Origin of the sequence: Peptoclostridium sp., from assembly GCF_009881055.1 — a bacterium.
Classification (GTDB): Bacteria; Bacillota; Clostridia; order Peptostreptococcales; family Peptostreptococcaceae; genus Peptoclostridium_A.
This window is the reverse complement of sequence record NZ_WXFG01000016.1, coordinates 110,722-131,688: the sequence shown is the minus strand read 5'-3', so window position 1 is coordinate 131,688 and position 20,967 is coordinate 110,722. Positions and strand designations below refer to the sequence as shown.

The 20,967-nt window shown below is 43.8% G+C and carries 18 protein-coding genes; 7 read left to right on the top strand and 11 right to left on the bottom strand.

Features of this window, described 5'->3' with window-relative positions; translation table 11 throughout:
- From GT589_RS03430 to GT589_RS03415, 4 genes are all read left to right on the top strand, one after another.
- On the top strand, positions 1-644 hold a 644-nt coding region (locus tag GT589_RS03430; protein ID WP_293396020.1), incomplete at its 5' end, for a Mu transposase C-terminal domain-containing protein.
- On the top strand, positions 637-1,437 hold the full coding sequence (locus GT589_RS03425) for an ExeA family protein (RefSeq protein WP_293396017.1): 801 nt from the start codon (positions 637-639) through the stop codon (positions 1,435-1,437). The genes GT589_RS03430 and GT589_RS03425, both read left to right, overlap by 8 nt.
- A gap of 208 nt (positions 1,438-1,645) precedes the next feature.
- The gene (locus tag GT589_RS03420) at positions 1,646-4,363 is read left to right on the top strand and encodes a class I SAM-dependent DNA methyltransferase (protein ID WP_293396014.1); all 2,718 of its coding nucleotides are present in this window, start codon (positions 1,646-1,648) and stop codon (positions 4,361-4,363) included.
- A gap of 137 nt (positions 4,364-4,500) precedes the next feature.
- Positions 4,501-6,192, top strand: coding sequence for a recombinase family protein (locus tag GT589_RS03415; protein WP_293396011.1), 1,692 nt, complete (start codon positions 4,501-4,503; stop codon positions 6,190-6,192).
- Positions 6,193-6,219: 27 nt separating this feature from the next.
- On the opposite strand, the gene GT589_RS03410 is transcribed toward GT589_RS03415, so the two are convergent.
- From GT589_RS03410 to GT589_RS03395, 4 genes are all read right to left on the bottom strand, one after another.
- Complete coding sequence (locus tag GT589_RS03410; protein WP_293396009.1) at positions 6,220-6,393, bottom strand: hypothetical protein; 174 nt, start codon at positions 6,391-6,393, stop codon at positions 6,220-6,222.
- 171 nt (positions 6,394-6,564) lie between these two features.
- Complete coding sequence (locus GT589_RS03405) at positions 6,565-7,401, bottom strand: aminotransferase class IV (protein WP_293396006.1); 837 nt, start codon at positions 7,399-7,401, stop codon at positions 6,565-6,567.
- Between the two features lie 4 nt (positions 7,402-7,405).
- Positions 7,406-8,782 carry an aminodeoxychorismate synthase component I gene (gene pabB, locus GT589_RS03400; RefSeq protein WP_293396003.1) on the bottom strand — a complete coding sequence of 459 codons (1,377 nt, stop codon included), beginning with the start codon at positions 8,780-8,782 and terminating at the stop codon, positions 7,406-7,408.
- The gene (locus GT589_RS03395; protein WP_293396000.1) at positions 8,783-9,367 is read right to left on the bottom strand and encodes an anthranilate synthase component II; all 585 of its coding nucleotides are present in this window, start codon (positions 9,365-9,367) and stop codon (positions 8,783-8,785) included. It lies immediately after the preceding gene.
- 326 nt (positions 9,368-9,693) lie between these two features.
- On the opposite strand from GT589_RS03395, the gene GT589_RS03390 reads away from it, so the two are divergent.
- The gene (locus GT589_RS03390; protein ID WP_293395997.1) at positions 9,694-10,083 is read left to right on the top strand and encodes a PadR family transcriptional regulator; all 390 of its coding nucleotides are present in this window, start codon (positions 9,694-9,696) and stop codon (positions 10,081-10,083) included.
- A 75-nt stretch (positions 10,084-10,158) separates the two neighbouring features.
- Here the strand turns inward: GT589_RS03390 and GT589_RS03385 are convergent, their stop codons facing one another.
- Positions 10,159-10,776 (bottom strand): histidine phosphatase family protein, encoded by a 618-nt coding sequence (locus GT589_RS03385; RefSeq protein ID WP_293395994.1) that lies wholly within the window; start codon positions 10,774-10,776, stop codon positions 10,159-10,161.
- Positions 10,777-11,007: 231 nt separating this feature from the next.
- Between GT589_RS03385 and GT589_RS03380 the strand changes: the two genes are divergently transcribed.
- Together GT589_RS03380 and GT589_RS03375 are read left to right on the top strand one after the other, a co-directional pair.
- The gene (locus GT589_RS03380) at positions 11,008-11,772 is read left to right on the top strand and encodes a hypothetical protein (RefSeq protein WP_293395991.1); all 765 of its coding nucleotides are present in this window, start codon (positions 11,008-11,010) and stop codon (positions 11,770-11,772) included.
- Between the two features lie 200 nt (positions 11,773-11,972).
- Positions 11,973-12,776, top strand: coding sequence for an undecaprenyl-diphosphate phosphatase (locus GT589_RS03375; protein WP_293395988.1), 804 nt, complete (start codon positions 11,973-11,975; stop codon positions 12,774-12,776).
- Between the two features lie 60 nt (positions 12,777-12,836).
- On the opposite strand, the gene rny is transcribed toward GT589_RS03375, so the two are convergent.
- The 6 genes from rny to GT589_RS03345 form a co-directional block, all read right to left on the bottom strand.
- Positions 12,837-14,378: a ribonuclease Y gene (gene rny, locus GT589_RS03370; RefSeq protein WP_293396029.1), complete on the bottom strand. Its 1,542-nt coding sequence runs from the start codon at positions 14,376-14,378 to the stop codon at positions 12,837-12,839.
- 214 nt (positions 14,379-14,592) lie between these two features.
- The gene (gene recA / locus GT589_RS03365) at positions 14,593-15,642 is read right to left on the bottom strand and encodes a recombinase RecA (RefSeq protein WP_293395985.1); all 1,050 of its coding nucleotides are present in this window, start codon (positions 15,640-15,642) and stop codon (positions 14,593-14,595) included.
- A 136-nt stretch (positions 15,643-15,778) separates the two neighbouring features.
- A complete protein-coding gene (gene pgsA, locus GT589_RS03360) occupies positions 15,779-16,288 on the bottom strand; it encodes a CDP-diacylglycerol--glycerol-3-phosphate 3-phosphatidyltransferase (RefSeq protein WP_293395982.1) in 510 nt (169 codons plus the stop codon).
- Entirely contained in the window at positions 16,285-17,607 is a 1,323-nt protein-coding gene (rimO, locus tag GT589_RS03355; RefSeq protein ID WP_293395979.1) for a 30S ribosomal protein S12 methylthiotransferase RimO, read from the bottom strand. Before rimO ends, pgsA begins: the two co-directional genes overlap by 4 nt.
- A 13-nt stretch (positions 17,608-17,620) precedes the next feature.
- A complete protein-coding gene (gene mnmH, locus GT589_RS03350) occupies positions 17,621-18,673 on the bottom strand; it encodes a tRNA 2-selenouridine(34) synthase MnmH (protein ID WP_293395976.1) in 1,053 nt (350 codons plus the stop codon).
- Positions 18,674-18,696: 23 nt separating this feature from the next.
- Entirely contained in the window at positions 18,697-20,961 is a 2,265-nt protein-coding gene (locus GT589_RS03345) for an FtsK/SpoIIIE family DNA translocase (protein ID WP_293395973.1), read from the bottom strand.
- Positions 20,962-20,967: the final 6 nt, after the last annotated feature.

Here is a 20,967-nt window from a genome sequence, read left to right as displayed (position 1 = left end):
AAAGAGCATGCACAAGGCTTGGAATCAAGCTCTTATTCGCAAAGCCCTACCACCCGGAGGGGAAAGGCAAAATCGAGGCCTTCAACCGCAGAGTGGATTCGTTTCTTTCGGAAGTAGCCTTGATGAATATGACCTCACTTGATGAACTCAACCACTATCTTCAGCTATGGATTTCAAATCATTACCACAAAACAGAGCATTACGGACTCGGAGGAATTTCACCGGAGACGGCTTTCAAAACCGACTCTCGGCCCCTTAAGTTCATAGACATGGCCGCTTGCACCGAGGCTTTCATGCATACCGATGAAAGGCTTGTTGACAAGACCGGCTGCGTCAGCTTCGCTGGCAAAAAGTATGAAGCCGGACTGCAGCTCATTGGCAGAAAAGTGGAGGTTCGCTATGATCCGTCATGGTCGCACGAAGTTGAAATTCACCATAAGGACTTTGAGCCCTTCAAAGCAAAAGAGCTTGAAATAGGAGAAAACTGCGGCGCCAGGGCTTCCCTGCCTCAACAGCTTGCTCCCGTAAAAGCCGATGGCTCAAGGCTTTTGGAAGGACTAAACAAAGCCAACATTACCAACCGGACTAAGAAAGACATTGCAGTAGTCTTTAGAAAGAATCGGGAGGTGAAAGAAAATGTATGAAGCCTTCTTTGAGATGCAAAATACGCCATTTGTAAACAGCGTACCAACAGGCAGTCTCTACATGTCGCCAATGCTTGATGAAACGCTCGGAAGACTTGAGTTCGTCGCAGAAAAGCGTCTGTTTGCACTGGTTACGGCAGATGTAGGCTGCGGCAAAACAACTGCCATTAGAAAATTTACTGCATCACTTCCCTCAGACCTCTACCAAGTACTGTATCTTTCAGATTCAAAGTTGACTCCCAGATGGTTCTATAAGGGTCTTCTTGATCAGCTCGGAGTAGAATCCAAGTTCTACCGTGGCGACTCAAAGAGACAGCTTCATCAACACCTGGAGGTTATCCGCGGTGTTCACAGCAAGACAGTTGTTACAATAGTCGACGAAGCGCATCTTCTCGACCGGGAAACACTTGAAGAAATCCGATTTCTGCTAAACTACAAGATGGACTCCTTAAACCCGATGGCTCTTATCCTTGTTGGTCAAAATGAGTTATGGGACAAGCTCAAGCTTCAAAGATACGCGGCTATCCGCCAAAGAATCGACATAAAGTGCGAAATACCGCAGTATGACCGAGCACAGACACAAGAATACATAGCTGCGCACCTTGCATACGCAAAGGGTGCACACGAAGTTTTCACCGACAAGGCTATTGACGAGGTCTACAAATATTCGGCCGGCTCAGCCAGAGCCATCAACAAAGTATGTACCCATGCGCTTATGTATGCCTCGCAGCGAGCTAAAAAGCTTGTGGACGACCACATGATCAGAACTGTAATCGAGGGAGAACTTCCTTAAAATGCGGCCATGACAGCATTGTCATGGCCAAAATCAAACCAGCTTGCGGCAAGATAAGCGAGCAGTTTGAGGCAACATTGCTGGTCAACTCATAGACAGAGTTAGCGATTTATAACATTTTATGATAAAATTCACTATGATTAGCCTGAATTCATTTCGGTATGTATTACTTATAAGTAACTCATCAAATGAACGGAGGACAATTAACATGGCTTTAGGTTGGGACGAAATAACAGGCAGGGCTATGGCTTTTTCGAAGAAGTGGAAAAATACAATTGATGAATCAGCTGAAGCCCAAAGCTTTCTTAACGATTTTTTTAATGTGTTTGGAGTTGACCGCAAAAGGGTTGCCACTTTCGAGACTAAGGTCCCAATAGGGAAAACCCGCAACGGATATATCGATTTATTATGGAAGGGCGTAATACTTGTTGAAATGAAATCCATGGGTAAAAGTCTCGACAAGGCCTACGATCAGGCAAGAGACTATGCTTTCAATCTCCACGACGAGGACCTTCCTGAGTATATAATGGTTTGCGACTTCCAGAACATAAGGCTGTATCGAAACACTACAGGGCAGGTATGGAACTTCAAAACATCCGAGCTCCACAAGAAGGTAAAGCTATTCTCGAGCTTGGCCGGCTACAAGACTTCAACCGACATGCCGAAAGACCAAGAAGTAGATATTAAGGCTGCCGAAAAAATGGCGAAGCTTCACGACATACTCAAGTCTCACGGATACGAAGGACATCCGCTGGAAGTCTACCTCGTGAGACTCCTGTTCTGCCTGTTCGCAGATGATACGGGCATATTCGAAAAGAATATATTCTTTGACTACATAGAAAACTCTAAGGAAGACGGCTCAGATTTGGCCTTTAGAATAGCGCGCCTTTTCGAGGTGCTGGATATGCCTGACGAGCAGCGCACCAAGCACACAATGCTGTCAGACGAGCTCAAAAGGTTTAGATACATAAACGGAAAGCTATTCGAGGAGCCGTTGCCATTTGCTGACTTCGATCATAAGATGCGCAAGATGCTCCTCGAATGCTGCGCTCTTGACTGGGGCTATATATCCCCTGCTATATTCGGAGCGATGTTCCAGGGAGTCATGAATCCAAAAGAACGACGTGAGCTTGGAGCGCACTACACAAGCGAAGAAAACATACTCAAAGTGATAAGGCCGTTGTTCTTGGATGAACTCTGGAAGGAGTTTGAACATATTAAGGGCGACAGCAAACAGCTCCAGCTATTCCATGATAAGCTAGGAAAGCTCAGATTTCTAGATCCAGCCTGTGGCTGCGGCAACTTCCTAATAATCACATATAGAGAACTTAGACGCTTGGAGCTTGAAGTGATTAAAATGCTGACAGATAACCAGGCACAACTGATGCTAATACACGGAATTACATCGTCTATCAAAGTGAATGTTGAGCAGTTTTACGGCATAGAATATGAAGAATTCCCTGCACAAATAGCTCAAGTTGGCATGTGGCTTATGGACCACCAGATGAATACTCTCGTTGCAGAACATTTTGGTTTGTACTATGCTAGACTTCCATTGAAGCAGTCAGCAACCATAGTTCATAGTAATGCGCTAAAGGTTGACTGGGAAGATATAGTGCCGAAATATGAATTGAGTTATATTATAGGCAACCCACCTTTTGTGGGTGCGAGGTGGATGACAAAAGAACAAAAATCGGACTTATTAGATGTTTTTGAGAATCATAATTGTGCTGGAAATCTGGACTATGTATCTGCTTGGTATGTAAAAGCTGCGCAAATGATGGATAGCACCACAGTGGAAACCGGGTTTGTTTCAACTAATTCAATTACACAAGGTGAACAAGTTTTTATTCTATGGAAATATTTGATTGAGAAGTATAATGTTGTTATAAATTATGCTTATAGAACATTCTTTTGGAACAATGATGCAAAAGGAAAAGCGAAAGTTCACTGTGTGATTATTGGATTTAGCAATCGCAGCCGAACCAATAAATTGTTATTTGATTCTGATGGTATCCCAATTCGAGCTGAAAGGATCAATGGATATTTAATTGATGCTCCAGATATATTTATCCAAAGTAGATCAAAACCATTATGCAATGTACCTGAAATGAGATCGGGAAATAAACCTGTTGACGGAGGCAACTATCTTTTTACTGAAGATGAGAAAAATGAATTTGTTAAACTTGAACCACTGTCAGAGTGTTATTTCATGAAATTCTTAGGTTCTGATGAGTTTATCAATGGCTACAATCGCTGGTGCTTATATTTGGAGAATATTACACCCAGCGAACTAAGAAAAATGCCGCTTGTCATGCAACGGGTTGAAGCAGTTAGAAAATTTAGGGAAAGCAGCAGTAGCAAACCCACGCAAAAGTTGGCTGAGACACCTTTGCAGTTCCATGTTAAAACAATAATGGAATCATCATATATTGTTATTCCTCAGGTATCATCATTTAGAAGAAAATATATCCCTATAGGTTTTTTATCTCCTGATGTTATTTGCAGTGACAAGTTGAGACTAATTCCCAATGCAACTCTTTATCATTTCGGCGTCTTAACTTCAAAAATTCATATGATATGGACAAAAGTTACATGCGGCAGATTAAAGAGTGATTACCAATATTCAAAAGATATTGTTTACAACAACTTCCCTTGGCCTGATCCAACTGAAACGCAGAAAAAGGCAATTGAAGATGCAGCTCAGACTGTTTTGGATGTCAGAACATTATATCCCAATGATTCTCTAGCTGACTTGTATGATCCACTTGCTATGCCTCTTGAACTTGTAAAAGCTCACAATAACCTCGATAGGGCTGTCGTGGTAGCATACGGCGGAGGTGGCTTTAAAATCGAAGCTGAGCGTGTTGCTGATTTAATGCAGAGATATTCAGAGCTGGTTAATGCGGAACAAAAAAATAAGTAAGAGTAAATTTCCTGAAAACCAAATCTATAAAAATATATAATTAAGAGCTTCGGCTCTTTTTCTTTACCCAAATTTCTGAACGTACGTTCTTTTTATTTTTAGCAAAATAACTATAATAGTATTCAGGAGGTGGAATCATGAAAGCAGCACTATACGTTCGCGTTTCTACTATGCATCAGATAGACAAAGACTCCCTGCCATTTCAGAGACAGGAGCTTGTCAACTACGCAAAATATCTGCTTGGCATAGACGACTATGAAATATTCGAGGATGCCGGATATTCTGGTAAGAATACAGACCGTCCCAAATTCCAGGAGATGATGTCCAGGATTCGTGCCGGTGAATTCACTCACATGTTGGTCTGGAAGATAGACCGGATATCAAGGAACCTTCTAGACTTCACAAAAATGTATGACGAGCTTAAAAAACATAACGTGATTTTCATTTCCAAGAACGAACAATTCGATACATCCAGCGCGATGGGTGAAGCGATGCTCAAAATCATCCTGATTTTCGCCGAGTTGGAGCGTAAGCTCACAGGCGAGCGTGTGTATTCAATCATGCTTTCAAGAGCTGAGAAAGGCCTCTGGAACGGCGCACCGATGCCTCTTGGATATACATGGGTTGAAGAAGGCGAAACGAAATTTCCGGTTGTGTGCCCTGACGAAGCCAGGACAGTCCAATTCATATATGATTCTTACGAAGAGCTTCGCTCCACAATGTCTGTCAAGCACAGGCTTGAAGCTAATGGTATCAGTACAAAAAAAGGCCGCACCTGGACAACTAAGACTATTGCAGACATACTTCGCAACCCTTTCTATGTCGGCACCTATAGATATAACTACAGGGAGGCTGGAAGAGGCAATAAAAAACCTGAGGATGAATGGATTGTAGTGGAAGATAACCACGAATCTATCATATCTAAAGAACAGTATGAGAAGGTCTGCAGCATACTTGATGCACAAAAGCGTGGTCGCAATGTGACACGCACAAGCCATATACATGTTTTTAGCCATCTAATCCATTGTGAAAACTGTGGTAAAAAACATATAGCGAGTATAGACAGACCTAGGGATGGCGGATACAGGCCGTCGGTATATAGATGCTTCAACTATGTGCACAGCAATAAAGCTCACAGGGCGTGTGGATGCGCAATCGGTGAAGTCAAATTGGGACCGTTCATGCTCAACTATCTTGCCAATTTGGTAAGGGCTCATGATGATGCCAAGCTTACAGGCAAAACCGAGCATACAGAAAAGCTACTGCTCCAAGGAAAGCTGTTCAAGGAAATAGCCGGGATACATCCTGAAGATCTGCAAAACATACACAGGGTATTCACGGGCTCAACCCAAGACATATTATTCGACAAAATTGAAGATGAAGGTAAAAATATCGAAAAGGACTTTACCCTGGATACGCTAAAGGAAGAAAAGAAAAAATGTGAAAGGGCAATGCAAAGACTTGAGGATCTCTTTTTATTTTCAGACGATGCTATGTCGGAAAAGGACTATCTTGTAAGAAAACAGGATCTTAAAACTAAGATTGACAATATAAACAAAAAAATAAAAGACAGGTCCGTCGAATACTCGAAGAACCTGCCCGGTCATGATTTGAGCTTTATCAAGAAGGCCACCCAATACCTCTTGGCTCAAAATCTATTGGAATCAAAACATATCGATTATAATAAGCTTGTCATGACTATGGACAAGCAGCTGCTCAAAGATCTAATGCTCAGTGTCATAAGTCGAATTACTGTCAGGGAGAACAAACAAATAGCTTCAATTGAGTTTACAAACGGCATGAATCATAGGTTTGTATATAGGGATTAGCTTGCGCTAGTCCTTTTTCATTCTCAATTACAGAATGCATCTCACTGCATTCACTGGACAGCCATAAGTGAGAACTATATATTTTCTGACGCGCCTCGTTTTTTCGCGTTGCTCATCGTTTATCCTTCTTACTTCTCTTGTATAGTATTCCTGCTTTTCAATCTCATGAGCAGATATTTCAACTTGCTTTCTTTCTCCCAAAACCAATGCCTCCTCGTACAATTTCACTAGATATGATTATACCATATCAGAGTATTTTTATGGAATATTTTTGGCATGGCATTTTGAAATCGCATTATCCAACCTTCTTTGAAAGTATAAGTCGAAAAATTAAAGACAGGTCCGTCGAATACTCGAAGAACCTGCCCTCGTCTATCGTTTATAAATCTCAATATCAGTGTTCTCCATGCCATTGAATAATCCGTTGAGCTTCCAAGTGATATCAAAGCTGCCTACATTGAAGATTTTCTCCTCAAACAAGCATACTGGCATAACCCCCATAAGGGAATTTGTAATGAAAATCTCATCAGAGGTCTTGTAGAAATCCTTGGCGAATCCTCCTTGGACTACTTCCATATCTAATTGACGGCATAATGTAATTGCCTTCTCCCGGGCAATTCCGGCAAGAAGCCCGCATTCCACAGAGGGCGTGAATATTTTGGCCCCTTTTACGAAAAATATGTTAGATACGGCTCCCTCGCTCAATTCGCCCCTGGAGTTTATAAAAATCGGCTCTTCATACCCTTTTTCTCGCGCTCGTGCTATCTGCAGCATGTTTTCCATATAGTTTGTACTCTTTATATATGTCAAGTCGGAGTTTTCATTTTTGAGCACACCTGCATAACAGAGCTTAAGACCTCGATTGTATACATCCTCTCCATATATCTTCTCGCCAACGCTGATTACAACATCCGAACTATCCTCATTTCTTTTTAGACACATTATCTTGAGGAAGCCTCGGGAAAGCCTGTTTTCTATGATTACGCTTTCACAGCTTTGTCTTATGCTGTCGAAATTCTCTTTCATAGCAATTCCTGCCACTATGCAGGATTTTTGAAGCCTGCTGAAGTGCTCTCTTAGAAATACCGGCTTTCCCTCAACAAGCTTAATCGTCTCGAATACCCCCCAGCCGTGAGCCGTTCCACTTGATAGCGGGCTAAATATTAGATCTCTCGATTCTATAATCTCGCCGTTTATATATATATTCACTGGGCTACTCCCCGCCGCAAAGAGCTTTTACAAGAGCTCTTGCCTTGTGAAGTGTCTCCTCGTATTCGAATTCCTTGTCCGAATCCCAGACTATGCCGCCGCCCGCCTGGAAATATGCATTTTCTCCCTTTTGAAGTATCGTCCTTATTACTATGTTGAAGTCGGCATCGTCGTTAAAGCCTATATACCCTATTGAGCCGGTGTATATGTTGCGCTGGGTGGGCTCCAGCTCGTCGATTACCTGCATTGCCCTTATCTTTGGAGCTCCTGTTATAGAGCCTCCCGGGAATGACGACTCTATGCATTCTAGCGCGCCTACATCGTCTCTTAGCTCCCCTTCCACTGTAGATACAAGGTGGAATACCGTCGGATATTCCTCTATGCAAAACAACTCTGTCACTTTTACGCTTCCCGTCTTGCATACCTTTCCAAGGTCATTCCGCTCAAGGTCAACTATCATTAGGAGCTCCGACTTGTCCTTTTCGCTGTTTTCAAGCTCCTTTCTGTTCGATTCGTCCTCGGCGGCGTTGGCGCCTCTTGGCCTTGTACCCTTTATCGGCCTTGTCTGCGCTTTTTTGTCCCTTATCTGCATAAACCGCTCGGGCGAGCTGCTGAGTATATGGCCTTCGTCAAAATCCATGTAGCACGCAAATGGGGCAGGGTTTATTGTCCTAAGCCTTGTGTAGAGCTCATAGGGTTGAAGCTCCGTTTTGCAGCGAAACCTTTGTGTCATGTTCACCTGGTATATGTCTCCAGACCTTATATAGTCCTTAACTTTCTGCAGCGCCTCTAAATAATCCTCCTTGGTGAAGTTGCTCTCTATTACCGGACTATCTTCAACCTGAGGCATCTCTATTGAGACCCCATTTTTTTCAGCCTCTGAAATGGCCGATTCTATTTCGCTTATGACCTCCTGCGCATCACTTATTATTCCAAGGGCAGCCAAATACGTCTTTTTCTCGACATGATCAATTGCAACGATTCCGTCATATATTCCGAAAAACATATCCGGTATGTTCACATCGTCTATTGCCGTTCTCGGCAACTTTTCAACGTGATGGCAAAGGTCATAGCCAAGGTATCCCACCGCTCCTCCTGCAAAGGGGATGTCGCAACTATAGCTGGTCTTGTACTTGTCAAGAATAATGCCCAGCTCTTTGAATGGATTTGAGTTGAGCTCTCTCTTCTCTCCAACGGTTTCTATTGTGACTTTGCCGTTCTTGCTCTTGATTGTCTCTATTGGATCAAAGCCTATAAAAGAGTATCTGCCTAGCTTTTCGTGATCCATGCCGCTGTCGAGGAAAAAAGAGTTTTTTCTGTCCTTAAATACAGTGAATATTTCGAAGCTCCCAAGGGATGTTTTTAGTTCCTTTATTATCATTTATTTTTTCCTCCTTTGTTTTGCATGCACAAGGAAATTCCTCAGCATTTCAAGGCCCATTTCAGTCAGTATTGCTTCAGGGTGGAACTGTACGCCTTCAATATCATACTCCTTGTGTCTTAAACCCATTATCTCGCCGTCCTTAGTCTGAGCGCTTATCTCAAGGCAATCAGGAAGCGTCTCTTTTTCCACAACTAACGAATGGTATCTAGTTACCTTGAGAGGGTTCTTTAGACCTTCAAATACGCCCTTGCCATCGTGGAATATCTCATGCACTTTACCGTGAACAGGCTCGCTGGCTTTTACTATGTTGCCACCAAAAACTCGTCCTATTGTCTGATGTCCAAGGCATATTCCAAGCACCGGGATCCTGCCCTTGAAGCTTTCAACTGCCTGCTTGGATATGCCGGCTTCGTCAGGGGTGCACGGCCCTGGAGATATTACTATTATGTCTGGATTTAGCTCCTCGATCATTTCTATTGTTATTTCGTCATTTCTATAAACTTTTACTTCCTCGTTCAGGCTCGACAGGTATTGTACAAGGTTGTACGTAAACGAGTCGTAGTTGTCTATCATAAGAATCAAGCGGATCACTCCTCAAGTATATTATTGTTGTCATCAATTTTTCTTAAGCGTTTAAATTTCATAATTTGTGTCTCATTATTATATATTATTAGAAAGAAAACATCATTTCAATTCGAATAATTATTTAACGAAAAATAAAAAATTAAAAATTATATATCATTTACGATAATATTAATTAAATTATATGTTTTTCTCTAAATTCGTAGATTTTGGCTCCCTAGAGCCTCCGGAAATCCGCGAGCATTTTTAGATAGGTATGTGATATAATATTGATATATCATTTAAGATAATATTGTTTTAGGTTAGTTCCTTAGGAGGTGTTTTTTATGGAAAAGAATAAGCGAAACCATCTTGTTGCTCCAAGGTCTGTATTCAATACGACCGAGCTTTACAGGATGTATGTTTTAAAGGAACTTTCTCTTGGAAAATCAATATACGGTAAGCAGATATTCGACGCCTTTACAGAGCATTTTGAAGGATATCCTTTCCCTATATCCTACAGCACCATATACACCACGCTCCACAAGCTTGAATCAGAAGGCTTCATAAAGAGCTGGTGGAAGGATGACTCCTCTTCCAAGAATCGCTCCACAAGACTCTACAGAATCACAGATGAGGGTACAAGATACTTCAAGCTAAAGGACAGGGACACCCTCGATTCACTCAAAAAAACAAAGGCACTGATAGACAAGTTCATTGAGCTGCTCAGCCTCTAGGTCAAAATCGAATATAATTAAACCAAATTAAAGAAAGAGCCTGCAATACGTCAGGCTCTTTAATGTCCACTCAACTTACTCTCTATAGTGTGAGATATCTGATTTTTTGATTACTCTGTATGAATTCTGCGTCTCGTCATATTCCAAAACGCTAAGGCTTGTAGGATGGACAAATGGCGGCTGCCACAGATCTTGCATGCTGCCGTTTTCTGCATGGAGCAGTATCAGCTTGAGCACTACTCCGTGTACTACCATTAGCAGATTTGAACCGCTGCTGCTTTTAACTATGCCGTCGAACTCCGTGATGATACGCCTGCTGGCTTCCTCATAGCTTTCTCCGCCACACGGCACAAACATGTGCGGCCTGTTCCAGAAGTTATGCAGCTGCTCTGCACTGCCTACTTTTATCTCGCTTTCAGACATGCCTTCCCAGACTCCAAAGTTCATCTCCTTGAGACCTTCACGGCTTTCTATTTCAATGCCCTTTCCCTCTGTGATTATGCGGGCAGTTGTGTACGCCCTGGGCAGAGGACTTGAGTACACCTTGTCTATTGGGGTGTTTTGTATGGCATCCCTTAGCCATTGCGCCTGCCTTACGCCCGTTTCTGTAAGTGCCGAATCCTTGTGCCCCTGGAATCTTTTTTGCACATTCCACTCTGTCTGTCCATGCCTTGTCAGATATATCCTCTTCATTATTTCATTCTCTCCTCAGCTTATGTTCCTTAATATAATAATATTAAGCAAATATTTGATCCTAGTCAATTGTTTTCAATAAAAACAACGAGCATACAGCAGTTGAAATTACCGGATCCAGCCACTTCCACCGTGCGTTATTTATAATTTTATTTTAATTTTTATTGATTTTTATGTTTAAAACAGTATAATCTTAGGTATAGCCAAAGCGCAGCAGAAAGGAATGATTATATGATAAAAACATTAAAATTCATACGCAAACCCGCAGCATTGAGACTTCTGATTGTTCTCACAGTTTCAATAATGGGAACCTCGATTATATTCGCTCAGACTGATTCAGATGAAAAGCTTGTGACGGCAGGCTACGCCAAACCAGGTACAAACATTATCCTGGCATCACAAAGCGGCATACCGATTAAGAACTACTATGAAACGCTTCTTGTAAAGCAAGTGTCAACATTCAAGAGCAATCAGCACTTGCAAGCACTTAATGCCGAAGAAGAGTATATCAGGAATACTACATACGGCAATGCCCTCGACTGGTGGAGCCAGGTTCGCGGCAAGCTGATTAAACAGAGTGACATACTTAAGGTGAAGGACTTTAACACAGGAAAAGTGTTTACAATTGTCATAGAAGGCGGCACAAATCACGCCGACATCGAACCTCTGACTCCCGAGGATGCTGCTATTATAAAAGAGCTCTGGGGCGGCTCGTATAATTGGAGCAGAAGACCTGTAATCGTATTTGCGGGTGGACAGGCAATAGCGGCGTCCATGAACGGCATGCCTCATGCCGGTGTTGACGCGCAGCCGCACAAGGCAATAACAGCCAACAGGAGCGCAGGCTACGGGCGCGGTATAAACTACGACATGATCAAAAACAACGGAGTCGACGGGCATTTCTGCCTTCATTTCAAAAATAGCATGCTCCATGTAAACGGCAAAGTGGATCCCGCCCACCAGGCTGCCATAAGAACTGCCGGAGGCAATTCCTAGTATAGTGATTTATAAAATACCTTGAGGCTCGCATTTTCGCGAGTTTCTTTTTTTACTCGAAATACCCTCATACCTTCAACCGCATCATGCTATTCGTTAAAAGCACCCAAATGGGCTGAGGTGGGACCTTTTTATGTTGATTTTACTGCTTCACCTTTGCTATACTGTAGTTGTTGCAAAAAACAGCAAGGAGGATTCCAATGCACGATATTTTAAAATCACTCATACTTTCGCTCGTTGAGGGTGTAACAGAATTTCTGCCCATAAGCAGCACAGGCCATCTGATACTCGTCAACAAGTGGGTCCAGTTTTCAGGCACCTTTTCAAACTCTTTCAATGTCATAATCCAGTTTGGAGCGATTCTCTCGGTTATAGTGCTCTACTGGCACAAGCTGTATCCCTTCAGTTCTAAAAAAAGCAAGCTTGAACGCGATGCATCGCTTGACATATGGAAAAAAGTTATTGTGGGCTTCATCCCCGCAATGGTTCTGGGATTCCTCTTTGGTGACTTTATAGAGGAGAAGCTGTTCAACCCCACTACTGTGGCTGTAATGCTCATAATAGGAGGAATAGCCATACTTCTTCTTGAAAAGCGCTCCGGCAGCTTCAAGATAAACAGCTTCGGTGAACTTACATACAAGAATGCCTTCCTGATAGGTCTGATACAGTGCATAGCCATGATTCCGGGCACTTCCAGGTCTGCATCCACAATCATAGGTGCGATGCTCCGAGGCACATCCAGGGAGATTGCAGCCGAATTTTCTTTCTTTCTGGCAATACCTACGATGGCAGGAGCTACAGCTTTTTCGCTGCTCAAAAATGGACTATCCATTTCGGGCGGAGAGTGGATAACCCTTCTCTCGGGCGTGTTTTTTTCCTTCCTTATAGCAATGGCTGTAATATCTTTTTTCATGAACTACATAAAAAAGCATGACTTCAAGCTGTTTGCCTATTACAGAATAGTACTCGGCGTAGTCGTACTTTTGTTTTTTTCTAAGTTCTAAAACAATCAATAAATACCGTACAAAAAAGCAGCCGGTTTTTCGGCTGCTTTTGCTTTGCATTTATTTTGCGTATTCTATTGCCCTGCTCTCTCTTATTACATTGACCTTTATCTGACCTGGATATTCCAGTTCATTTTCGATTCTCGATGTAACTTCCTTAGCCATCAGATATATCTCCTCATCCGCAACAACCTCAGGCTTGACTATTATTCTTACCTCTCTGCCCGCCTGTATTGCAAATGACTTGTCGACTCCTTCGAATGAATCGCATATCTCCTCAAGCTTTTCTAATCTCTTTATATATGACTCGAGCGTTTCTCTTCTGGCTCCAGGTCTTGCTGCTGATACTGCATCTGCGGCTGTCACCAGCACAGCTTCAACACTTTCAGCTTCATAGTCGCCGTGGTGAGTAGACATGGCATGAATTACTTCCTTGGATTCCCTGTACTTTCTTAGAAGATCCATTCCGATCTCTACGTGTGTTCCTTCTATTTCGTGGTCTACAGCCTTGCCTATGTCATGCAGAAGTCCGGCTCTCTTGGCAAGCTTCACGTCTGCACCAAGCTCTGACGCCATTATGCCCGCTAGGTGCGAAACCTCTATGGCGTGCTTGAGCGCGTTTTGGCCGTAGCTTGTCCTGTATTTCAGCCTTCCTATGAGCTTTATAAGCTCAGGGTGCACTCCGTGGACACCTGTTTCGAATGTCGCCTTTTCGCCCTCTTCCTTTATAGTCTCGTCGACTTCCCTTTTTGCCTTCTCTATCATTTCTTCTATCCTGGCAGGGTGAATTCTTCCGTCAACTATAAGCTTTTCAAGAGCTATTCTTGCTACTTCCCTTCTAATAGGGTCGAAGCCTGAGAGTATTACTGCCTCAGGAGTGTCATCTATTATAAGATCTATGCCCGTTAGGGTTTCGAGAGTACGTATGTTTCTGCCCTCTCTTCCTATTATCCTTCCCTTCATTTCATCGTTTGGAAGGTTGACAACAGTTACTGTCGTCTCAGCCACGTGGTCAGCTGCGCATCTTTGGATGGCCTGCGTTATTATTTCTCTTGCCTTCTTGTCAGCCTCGTCCTTAGCCTGGTGCTCTATGTCCTTCATCATTATGGACATCTCGTGTCTTGTTTTTCTCTCTGCGTTTGTGAGTATGAGCTCCCTTGCCTGATCAGAAGAAAGGCCCGAAAGACTTTCCAGCTTTTCAAGCTGCTGCTGCTTTACTGCCTCAACCTCAGCCTCTTTGTCCTGGACATCCTTGAATTTGCTCTTAAGCTGATCTTCCTTCTTTTCTACGTTGTCAAGCTTCTTGTCAAGAGTCTCTTCCTTTTGGATAATCCTTCTTTCGAACCTCTGAAGCTCGTTTCTTCTGTCCTTGATTTCTCTTTCGCTTTCACTTCTTTGTCTGTGAATCTCCTCTTTAGCCTCCAAAAGCTTTTCCTTTTTTATAGTTACAGCTTCCTGCTTAGAGTCCTCAATTATCTTTTTAGCTACTTCCTCTGCAGAGCCAATTTTCTTTTCGGCAACATTCTTTCTCATTATATATCCTGCAAAGCCACCTATTCCGGTTCCAGCTAAAGCCGCTGCTACTAAATCAATTACGCTAATGTTATCCACCTCCTGCTTTCTTTTTTTCCAAGTTACGTTTCATTATCAAGTTAGAATCACTGTTACAGCCTATGCTGACAGCTTTTGATTCAGCTTACGCTAAACATATTGTATAATTTTTTTATTAAAGTGTCAAGTTATACAGAATATGGCAGAACAAAGGACTGCATAGTAATTGCTCCGCAGTCCTTTGTTCTGTATTCCATAAGAAATTTTATGATATTTCAGCTGCCTTCTTGTCTTTTGTTTCCTTGTCTTTCGCAGGCGTCTGCTCGTCTTTCTCCAGATCAAAATGGACTCTTATTGCATGTTCAATCTCGTCGGCTATCTCCTTGTTGTCCATGAGGAATTTCTTGGAATTTTCTCTGCCTTGGCCAAGCTTTACATCGTTATAGCTGTACCATGACCCCGACTTGTTTACCACGTCTATTTCAGCACCTATGTCCAGTATCTCGCCTATCTTGGATATGCCTTCTCCGTACATTATGTCGAACTCGCACTGCTTGAAAGGCGGCGCTACCTTATTCTTTACTACCTTGACCCTCGTCCTGTTTCCTATAACCTCGTCGCCCTGCTTTATAGCCTCTATCCTTCTTACGTCAAGCCTTACAGAAGAATAAAACTTTAGCGCCCTTCCGCCGGTAGTTGTCTCCGGATTTCCAAACATCACGCCTATTTTTTCCCTTAGCTGGTTTATGAATATGGCCGAACAGTTTGATTTGTTCATGGCGCCTGCCAGCTTCCTGAGCGCCTGTGACATAAGTCTTGCCTGAAGGCCCATATGGGAATCGCCCATGTCGCCCTCTATTTCGGCTCTAGGCACTAGTGCTGCTACCGAGTCCACAACTATTACGTCTATGGCTCCGCTTCTTACAAGAGCCTCCGTGATCTCAAGGGCCTGTTCTCCCGTGTCTGGCTGGGAAATAACAAGGTTGTCCAGATCCACTCCAAGGTTCCTTGCATACACTGGGTCAAGAGCATGCTCCGCATCTATGAACGCTGTTATGCCTCCCTTTTTTTGGGCTTCAGCTATTATGTGGAGTGAAACAGTTGTCTTACCAGAAGATTCCGGACCGTAGATCTCCACTACCCTTCCTCTTGGCACTCCGCCTATCCCTATAGCTATGTCAAGTCCAAGTGAACCTGTAGGCACGGCTTCCACGTTGAGCTTGGAATCCGCACCCAGCTTCATTATGGAACCTTTTCCAAAATCCTTTTCTATTTGAGCAATGGCACTATCTAGAGCTTTTCTCTTTTCATCCATTTTATTCACCTCTTTATAATCAATGAGAACAAACGTTCTGATTTGATTATATCGTATGCTCCCGTTTGAGTCAAGCCTTCCTTGGCTATTATACAAAATACAAATCCCCCCTGGATTTCAGGAGGGATTATCAGGTCTAGCCTATTATTGCCTTGTTCAGCTTTATATAGTCGTATCCCGAGTATACTGTCAGTATGGCTGCAAGCCACATTACATATATGCCTCCTGGAACGCCAAGCAGCATCATGAGTATGGCTGCAATCTGGGATATAGTCTTTGCCTTCCCCCACTGGCTGGCCGCTATTACCACTCCGGAGGATGCCGCTATGGCCCTTATTATGCTTATTGTGAACTCCCTGGATATTATTATTACAGGTATCCATGATGAGAGCATTCCAATCTCCACCATGGTTATGAGTGCAGCCGATACAAGCACCTTGTCAGCCAGAGGATCCATAAGCTTTCCGAAGTTGGTTATCATGTTGTACTTTCTGGCTATATAACCATCTAGAAAATCCGTAAACGACGCTATGCCAAAAATAACAGCGGCCATATACATCGAGTATCTAAAGTCAGACAGCATTATTATCATGAATACCGGTACAAGGGCCATTCTGAAAATGGTCAGCTTGTTTGCCAAGTTCATATCGTTTCCCCCATGACATCATATTCTGTAGCCTGCACTATTCTCACATCGACCATGCTTCCAACCTGGAGCTCATGGTTTGCCTTTACATATACAAGGCCGTCTATTTCGGGCGCCTCCTTCTGGCTTCTTGCTGAATACAGCCCCTCTTCGAGCTGTTCCTCCACCAAGGCCCTGCAGGTCTCCCCAACTCTTTTCATGTTGTTTTCAAGCGAGATTTCCTGCTGCAGCAGCATTATTTCCTCTCTTCTTGCAAGCTTTTCATCTTCGTCAACCTGTCCGCTCAAATTGGCTGCCGCTGTGCCCTCTTCCTTGGAGTATGTGAACGCTCCGAGCCTGTCGAACTTTGCCTCTCTTACAAAATCCTTGAGGTCCTCGAAATCCTCGCTGCTTTCTTGAGGGAAGCCCACTATGAGAGTTGTCCTTATCACTGCATCCGGCAGGGCTTTTCTTATCATGCTGATTTTATCAAGCATGTCCTCCCGTGTCGTTTTTCTGTTCATTAGCTTCAGTATCCTGTTGCTGCTGTGCTGAACAGGCATGTCGAAGTAGCTGCATATCTTGCTGCTGCTTTTTACCGCGTCTATGAGCTCATTGTCTATCTCCTCGGGATATGTGTAGAGTACCCTTATCCACTCGATGGCTTCAATTTTCGAAAGTCTTCTAAGCAGCTCCGGGAGCGTTTTTTTGCCGTATATGTCGGTTCCGTATCTCGAGGTATCCTGCGCAATTAGTATGATTTCTTTTACTCCTGACTTGGCAAGCTCTTCTGACTCTGACACTATGTCCTCGAGCCTTCTGCTCCTGTATTTCCCCCTGAGCTTGGGGATTATGCAGTATGTGCATTTGTTGTCGCAGCCCTCTGCTATTTTCACATACGCCATATAATCTGGAGTAAGCTTTTTCTTGGGCAGATTTTCAGCTATGTCCTTGTCTATGTCTTCTATTATGCTTGTTTTGCCTTGCCTGTCGAGACCTTCTATTGCCTGTGCTATCTGAGGAAAGCTTGTGGTGCCCATAACAAGGTCAATTTCAGGTATCTCGCCCAGCAGCTGCTCGCTGTACCTTTGGGCCATGCAGCCTGTTACTATGAGATATTTGAGCGATCCGCTTTTTTTGTAATCCGCCATTTCAAGTATAGTGTCAATAGACTCTTCCTTGGCAGATTCAATGAAGCCGCAGGTATTTACTACTATTATATCAGCTGTTTCGAACTTATCCGTAAGTATGTAGCCGTTTTTTTCCAGAATCCCGGCCATAATCTCCGAGTCGTTCAGGTTTTTTGAACATCCCAACGATTCAATTGCAATTTTGTACATAATCTTCTCCTTCTTATGAATTAGATAGCGACGCCCTGAAGTCCCTAAGACTTCTAAGCGCGCTGTCAATGTCGTCAGTGTTTATGAAAGCGTCGTATTTGTACTTGTCTATTGAATAGTTGTACATCGGATCATAGTATTCCTCGATTAGCTTTTCTACTGCCGAGCTGTAGTCCTTTGCCTCTATGCACTCGAGCAGAAAATCCACCTTTTCGTTGCCCATTCGCTTTCTAAGATAACCGATGGATTCCATCAGCTTGTCGTCGTCCTTGAGGCTCAGTCTTACATACTGGTCCACAAGCCTCTTTGTCCTGTCCGCAGGGCTTGCCTCAAGCAGTATGTGAAGCGACTCATGGCTCACTATCATTTCGTAGATTTCGTTTGGCAGCATCACGCTGCCCACTCTCTTGCTTTCGCTTTCAGTAAAAATATACTTGTCGCTTGAGTTATATATTACATCGAATATAGCCGTCTCAAACAGCTTCTGCGAAGGCGGATCTTCCAGATAGCATATGTGGCCGAAAACTGAGCCGCAGTTTTTTGCAAGCTCCTCAAGATCCAGCACGCAAAGTCCCTCCTCCTGAAGCAGCTTAAGCAACTCCGTCTTACCTACACCTGTCAGGCCGTGGAGCACTATGAACTTATTGCGCTGCGCAGCGCTGCTTAGATATTCAATGACATAATTTCTGTATGACTTGTAGCCGCCTTTCAGCTGCATGACACTCATGCCTGTTGAGTTCATAAGCTCTACAACAGACTTGCTGCGCATGCCTCCTCTTGAGCAGTATACTACTACGTTATCGTATTCATTTGCTATATCGGCAAACTGCTTATAGTATTCTGATAGCTTTGGTGATACAAGCTCTAGTCCCATCTCCACTGCATTCTCCTTGCCGGCGTTCTTGTAGAGAGTTCCGACAATCTTTCTCTCTTCATCGTCTAAAAGAGGGAGATTTCTCGCATTCATTATCCTGTTGTCATTATACTCGCCAGGGGATCTTACATCTATGAATATGCAATTATCAAGCCTGAGAGCCTCTTCTATTTCTATAATCTTGCTTTTCAAAATTAACCACCTTCCAAATATGCCTAGTCCTCTCTTGCACGGAGCACTCTCCTTGGCCTGCTTCCCTCGCTGGGCCCAATTATGCCTTTTTTCTCCATTTCCTCTATCATCCGCGCCGCCCTGTTGAAGCCTACACGGAGCCTTCTTTGAAGCATTGAGGCGGACGCCTGATTTGATGATATTACGAGTTCTATGGCTTCTGACATGAGCTCGTCCTCGAATTCTTCGTCTGACGCGGCCATGCTTTCTATTTCCTGCGAGACTGCGCCCGATTCCGAGTCTTCTCTGAAATCCTGGCATTTTACGAATTCCACGACACTCTTGATTTCGCTTTCGTCCACAAATGCTCCCTGGACTCTTGTGGGCTTGCTTTGTCCTACCGGATAAAACAGCATGTCGCCTCTCCCAAGGAGCTTCTCGGCACCGCCCGAATCAATTATAGTCCTTGAATCAGTGGCCGACGATACTGCAAATGCTATCCGCGATGGTATATTGGCCTTAATAAGACCAGTTATGACGTCTACAGACGGTCTTTGAGTAGCTATCACAAGGTGCATGCCTGCGGCCCTCGCCATCTGTGCAAGGCGGCAAATGGAATCCTCGACTTCTTTGGGGCTTGCCATCATAAGATCGGCAAGCTCGTCTATTATCACTATAATCTGAGGCATCTTCTCTTCTGATTTCTGGTTGTAGCCTTCTATATCCCTTGCATTGTTTTCGGCGAATACGCCGTATCGCCTTGTCATCTCAGATACAGCCCAATTAAGTGCCATGGCCGCTTTCTTTGTGTCTGTCACTACAGGTATCAGCAGGTGCGGTATGCCATTGTAGCCGCTTAGCTCCACCACCTTTGGATCTATCATTATGAACTTGACCTCGTCGGGCCTTGCATTTAGAAGCACGCTCATTATGAGCGAATTCACGCAAACGCTCTTTCCTGCGCCTGTGGCTCCTGCAATAAGCATGTGAGGCATCTTTGCTATGTCTGCAACAACAGGAGCTCCGGAAATATCCTTGCCTATTGCAAAGCTGAGCTTCGATTTTGCAGACTTGAAGGCGCCTGATTCAACTATATCTCTAAGCAGAACGCTCTCCCTTGATTTGTTGGGCACCTCTATTCCCACCGCAGACTTTCCGGGTATCGGCGCTTCGATTCTTATGCTCTGCGCCGCAAGATTTAGTGCTATGTCGTCTGAAAGGTTTACTATCTTGCTTACCTTGACTCCGGATTTTGGCTGTATTTCATACCTTGTTATGGATGGGCCTATGCTCACCTGGCTGACCTTTGCATCTACTCCAAAATCCTGAAGCGTCTTTTCAAGCATCTTCACTGTATCCTTAATTTCCGCCTTATCCTCGCTCGAGCTCCTGCTTTCATTTTTGCAAAGCATAGCCACCGAAGGCACCTTGTAGTTGCTGTAGCAGGCCTGAATCTGCTGATTGCATGCATCAATGCCTGCATCTTCCTCCCGAGCCTGAGTCTGGCCTTTCTTGCTCTCTGCGGCTTCTTCAACTTCAAGCTGTCCTATGGGATTCGAAGCAGCCCCAATTGCTTCTTCGTCGCCATCTGATGAATTCGCTATCTTGAAGTCCACAATCTCAAATGCTTCGCTCGCCTTAACTTCCTTCTTTTGTTTTGCAGCAGTCTTTTTGCGTTTCGCCGAAGCAGCCGATAGCTTCATTGCAGATTTGACTGCGAATGAGAAAGTCCCTTTTGCAAGCCCAGCTGCTTTTTTAAGCAGCGGCACGTCAAATCCGAATGCTACAGAAAACAAAAGCATGGAAACAGCCATAAGCATGCTGCCGTCGCTGCCCAACAGCCTGACAACACTGGCCGATACAACCAGCCCTGCAAGCCCGTAGCCCTGCATGCTCTCTCCTGCGACGAACGCCTTCCTTAAATCCTCCATACCGTCTATGCTGACAACATTCCCATGGGAATTTATTACACAATATATGAGCAAAGCTCCGCCAAAAAAAACGTAATGAAGCCCGTATCTTGTGAATTTGATGCTTTCCATATTCGAAGAAAGCTTTCCGGCAGCTATCCACATGAGCAGCAACGGCACGGCAATTGAAAAGCTAGAGAACACTCCTCCAAGCAGCACCCTTGTCCAGTTTCCGACTTCACCGGTTGCCATGCCCACGAGGCTTAGCAGCATGAACATTGCCAAAAACGAGAGGGCCAACCCTTCAACAAGACGCATGTGTTTTTTCCGGCCTGAAACCTCTTTAGAGCCTCTTTTTTTTCTTTCCTGGCTTTTCCTGTTTTTTTTCAATTCGTTCACCCCGTA

Excerpts from the sequence above, each read along its gene's own strand:
- GT589_RS03425 (WP_293396017.1), top strand. The coding sequence starts at position 637 with ATGTATGAAGCCTTCTTTGAGATGCAAAATACGCCATTTGTAAACAGC.
- GT589_RS03420 (WP_293396014.1), top strand. The coding sequence starts at position 1,646 with ATGGCTTTAGGTTGGGACGAAATAACAGGCAGGGCTATGGCTTTTTCG.
- GT589_RS03415 (WP_293396011.1), top strand. The coding sequence starts at position 4,501 with ATGAAAGCAGCACTATACGTTCGCGTTTCTACTATGCATCAGATAGAC.
- pabB (WP_293396003.1), bottom strand. The coding sequence starts at position 8,782 with ATGATAATAAAGGAACTAAAAACATCCCTTGGGAGCTTCGAAATATTC.
- GT589_RS03390 (WP_293395997.1), top strand. The coding sequence starts at position 9,694 with ATGGAAAAGAATAAGCGAAACCATCTTGTTGCTCCAAGGTCTGTATTC.
- GT589_RS03385 (WP_293395994.1), bottom strand. The coding sequence starts at position 10,776 with ATGAAGAGGATATATCTGACAAGGCATGGACAGACAGAGTGGAATGTG.
- GT589_RS03380 (WP_293395991.1), top strand. The coding sequence starts at position 11,008 with ATGATAAAAACATTAAAATTCATACGCAAACCCGCAGCATTGAGACTT.
- GT589_RS03375 (WP_293395988.1), top strand. The coding sequence starts at position 11,973 with ATGCACGATATTTTAAAATCACTCATACTTTCGCTCGTTGAGGGTGTA.
- recA (WP_293395985.1), bottom strand. The coding sequence starts at position 15,642 with ATGGATGAAAAGAGAAAAGCTCTAGATAGTGCCATTGCTCAAATAGAA.
- pgsA (WP_293395982.1), bottom strand. The coding sequence starts at position 16,288 with ATGAACTTGGCAAACAAGCTGACCATTTTCAGAATGGCCCTTGTACCG.
- rimO (WP_293395979.1), bottom strand. The coding sequence starts at position 17,607 with ATGTACAAAATTGCAATTGAATCGTTGGGATGTTCAAAAAACCTGAAC.